This window comes from Streptomyces capoamus, from assembly GCF_014654935.1.
Classification (GTDB): domain Bacteria; phylum Actinomycetota; class Actinomycetes; order Streptomycetales; family Streptomycetaceae; genus Streptomyces; species Streptomyces capoamus.
The window spans coordinates 7,516-11,576 of the sequence record NZ_BNBF01000052.1 but is presented as its reverse complement, the minus strand read 5'-3'; the positions used below and the strand labels follow the sequence as shown (position 1 = coordinate 11,576).

Sequence of the window (4,061 nt, the reverse complement as noted above, 5' to 3'; positions counted from 1 at the left end):
CGCCGTCGCCGTCAACACCGCCCTCGTCCTCCTCACCGCCCTCACCAGCGCCCTCTTCCTCCGCACCCCCACCACCACCGAATAAGCCGCGACCACCCGGGCGGAGAGGCGACTCGCGGTCTCTCCGCCCCCGGCCAAGGACAACCGATGGACCTTCAGCTCAAGGGACGGGTCTACCTCGTCACCGGCGCCTCCTCCGGGATCGGCCTCGCCACCGCCCGCGTGCTCGCGGCGGAGGGCGCACAGGTGGTGGGCGTGGCCCGGGACACCACACCCCTGCACGACACCGATCCGCATCTGGTCGCCCACCCGGGCGACCTCACCCACCCGGACACCGCGGCCGAGGCGGTGCGGCGGACCCTCGACCTGTTCGGCCGCCTCGACGGCCTGGTCAACAACGCCGGTGCCCTGCGCTCCCGCACGAGCTTCCTCACGGTCACCGACGCCGACTGGCACCGGACCTTCGAGCTGAACGTCCACGCGGCGGTCCGCGTCACCCGGGCGGCGCTCCCGCACCTGATCGACAGCGGAAGCGGCAGCCTGGTCCATGTGGCGAGCGAGGCGGCCCGCTACCCGGACCCCTCCATCGTCGACTACGCGGCGTCCAAGACGACCCTGCTGTCGATCTCCAAGTCGCTCGCCGCCGAGTACGGCCGGCAGGGCGTCAGGTCCAACGTCGTCTCGCCGGGTCCCACCCGCACCGCCCTGTTCGACGCCCCGGGCGGCTTCGCCGAGCAGCTGGCGCGGCGCCTGCGGATGACGCCCGACGAGGCGGTCGACCACTTCGTCCGCGAGGAACGGCGGCTGCCGAGCGGGCGCATCGGAACACCGCAGGACGTCGCCACCGTGATCGCCTACCTGCTGTCGCCGCTCGCCGCGCAGATCACGGGTGCGGAATGGGCGGTCGACGGCGGCGCCCTGCGGCAGATCTGACCATGACCGCCACCCCGACGGTGACGTCCCCGACGCGCGCGCAGGTCTTCGAGGCGGAGGCCCTGCCGTACCGCGGCGATCTGCTCGCCGCCGCCAGGCGCCTGGTCCGCTCGCCCGCCGACGCCGAAGACCTCCTGCAGGAGACCTACTTGAAGGCGTTCCGCTCCTTCCACCAGTACCGGATCGGTACGAACATCCGTGCCTGGCTCCACCGGATCCTGATCACCACGTTCATCAACGACCACCGCCGCGGCCGGACCCGGCCGCGCACCGCGGAGCTCTTCGACGAGGACCCGCACGCCCGGCAGTATCCGGCGTCCTGCCGGCTGGCGTCGGCGGAGGAGCAGTACCTGGCGCAACTCCCGCATCCCGACATCGGCCGGGCGCTGCGGGCCCTCCCGCAGGAGTACGCGGCGGTGCTGCGCCTGGCGGACGTCGAAGGCCTCTCCTACCGGGAGATCGCGGAGATCCTCGGGATCGCCCCCGGCACGGTGGGTTCGCGCGTGCACCGCGGACGCCGTCGTATGCGGGAGCTGATCCCCCACATGGACCCCCGCCGCACCCACGTCACACCCCACACTCACGCGAAGGAGTCCCTGACATGACCGGAATCGACAGGCGCACCCTCCTCGGCCGCGGCGCGGCCGTGGCCACGGGCGCGGCCGTGACCACCGGCCTGCTGGCCACGGACGCCCGCGCGGCGGCCGGCAAGGGCGGCGCCGGGACCGGAAGGGCCGGTGCCGAGACCGGCAGCACGGTGACGCGCGGGGACTCCCGCTATCCGACCCTCATGACGGGCAACAACCAGCGGTTCGTCGCCACTCCGGAGTACGTGAAGATGATCCGCTCCTCGACCGACGCCGAGCGGGCTCTGGCGAAGGCGGTGAAGGAGGGGAAGAGAATATCCGTGCGCAGCGGCGGTCACTGCTTCGCCGACTTCACCTGCCACCCGGACGTCGAGGTCATCCTCGACTTCTCGGAGATGACCGGGGTCGGGTACGACCCGGCGATGCGTGCCTTCTTCGTCGAGCCCGGGGCGCGGCTGCTCAACGTCTACGAGGCCCTGTTCAAGGGGTGGGGCGTCACCGTGCCGGGCGGCATCTGCTACAGCGTCGGGGCCGGGGGACACATCGCCGGCGGCGGCTACGGCCTGCTCTCCCGGGCCCACGGACTCGTCGTCGACCATCTGTACGCCGTCGAGGTGGTGGTCGTCGACGCGGCCGGCCGCACCCGCACGGTCACCGCGACCCGGGAGGCCGACGACCCGAACCGGGACCTGTGGTGGGCGCACACCGGAGGCGGCGGCGGCAACTTCGGGCTCGTCACCCGGTACTGGTTCCGCTCGCCCGACGCCCGGGGCACCCGGCCGTCGGACCAGCTGGTGAAGGCGCCGGCGACGGTACTGGTCAGTGCCGTCGACATCCCGTGGGACGGCCTCGACGAGAAGTCGTTCAAGCGGCTGGTGCGCAACTTCGGTGCCTGGCACGAGGCGCACAGCGCCCCGGACAGTCCCTACCGCCACCTCAGCAGCCTGTTCAACGTGTCCGCCAAGGCGCACGGCAGTCTGGGGATGTTCACCCAGATCGACGCGTCCGTCCCCGGCGCGCGCGACATGCTCGACTCCTACCTGGCGGCGATCACCAGCGGCACCGGGGTCAAACTGCGCTCCCTGGACCGCGGCAACGGGGAACTGCCCGCCATGCCGGGACTGCAGCGCCCCAGGGAGCTTCCCTGGCTGCAGGCGACCAGGCTGGTCGGCACGGACAACCCGACGATCACCAACCCCACCTCGCGCGGCGGGCACAAGTCCGCCTACATGCGCCGGAACTTCACCGACGCACAGCTCACGGCGCTGTACAAGTACATGACGCGGCCCGACTTCACCAATCCCGACACCATGCTGGTGCTGTTCTCGTTCGGCGGCCAGGTCAATGCCGTGCCGGAGGACGCCACGGCCAACGCCCAGCGGGGCTCCGTCTTCAAGATGTGCTTCCAGACCTTCTGGAGCGACCCGGACGAGGACGAGTTCTATCTGGGCTGGCTCAGGGGCCTCTACGGAGAATTCTTCGCGGCCAGCAACGGCGTGCCGGAAATCAATGACGCGACGGACGGCTGCTACATCAACTATCCGGACCGTGACATGACCGATCCGCGTTACAACCGTTCCGGCACCCCGTGGACCACGCTCTACTACAAGGGCAACTATCCCAAGTTGCAGCAGGTGAAGCGGCGCTACGACCCCAACGACGTGTTCCGCCACTCGATGTCCGTGGCCCCGGCCCGCAGCTGATTTCACGACCGGTCCGCCCGGCCGGCCCCGCTCTACGGAGCGGGGCCGGCCTTTTTTTGTGCGCCCGCGTACAACCGGGAAATTGCTCGCATTGATTCCGCGCTGCCGAAATGCGATTCTCTTTTCCGTCAGCGAATCGCCGCCCGAACGGGAATCGACGGCGGATCAGAATTGGACGGGGAGAAAGAAATGCGAACTGTTTCCGTGGTCATAGGGACGAGGCCGGAGGCCATCAAGATGGCCCCCGTGATCAGGGCGCTGCAGGCGCACCCGGACCTCGACCCCGTGGTCATCTCGACCGGGCAGCACCGGCAGATGCTGGACGAGACCCTCGACGCCTTCGGTCTGGCGGCCGACATCGACCTGGAGGTGATGGCCCCGCAGCAGACGCTGTCCCAGGTGACGGCGCGGATCCTGAACGGCCTGGAGGCCAGGCTCCCCGGCCTCGGCGCCGACGCCCTGCTCGTGCACGGGGACACGGCCACCACCCTCGCCGGCGCCCTCGCCGGTTTCCACCACGGTGTGCCGGTCGTCCACGTCGAGGCCGGCCTGCGCAGCGGCGAGCTGTCCTCGCCCTTCCCGGAGGAGGGCAACCGGCGGCTGGTCGGCCAGGTCTCCGCCCTCCACCTGGCACCGACACCGGCCAACCGCGCCAACCTGCTGTGCGAGGGCATCCCCGACCACACGATCGTCGTCACGGGCAACACCGTCATCGACGCCCTGCGCTGGGCCGGCGACCACGCCGACGAGTACGGCCACCCCGCCCTGCAAGACCTCGACGACGACCCGCGCCGCGTCGTGCTGGCCTCCGCCCACCGCCGCGACGCCTGGCCGCAAC

At 70.7% G+C, this 4,061-nt stretch carries 4 protein-coding genes; all 4 read left to right on the top strand.

Going from position 1 to position 4,061, the window contains the following annotated elements; translation table 11 throughout:
* Nucleotides 1-147 precede the first annotated feature (147 nt).
* On the top strand, nucleotides 148-933 hold the full coding sequence (locus IE312_RS37500) for an SDR family NAD(P)-dependent oxidoreductase (RefSeq protein ID WP_189986785.1): 786 nt from the start codon (nucleotides 148-150) through the stop codon (nucleotides 931-933).
* A 2-nt stretch (nucleotides 934-935) separates the two neighbouring features.
* Nucleotides 936-1,538 (top strand): sigma-70 family RNA polymerase sigma factor, encoded by a 603-nt coding sequence (locus tag IE312_RS37495; protein ID WP_189986784.1) that lies wholly within the window; start codon nucleotides 936-938, stop codon nucleotides 1,536-1,538.
* Nucleotides 1,535-3,223, top strand: coding sequence for an FAD-binding oxidoreductase (locus tag IE312_RS37490; protein ID WP_189986783.1), 1,689 nt, complete (start codon nucleotides 1,535-1,537; stop codon nucleotides 3,221-3,223). The genes IE312_RS37495 and IE312_RS37490 overlap by 4 nt, the downstream gene beginning before the upstream one ends.
* A gap of 189 nt (nucleotides 3,224-3,412) precedes the next feature.
* The coding region (gene wecB, locus IE312_RS43620; RefSeq protein WP_229900925.1) for a non-hydrolyzing UDP-N-acetylglucosamine 2-epimerase at nucleotides 3,413-4,061 on the top strand (649 nt) is incomplete at its 3' end.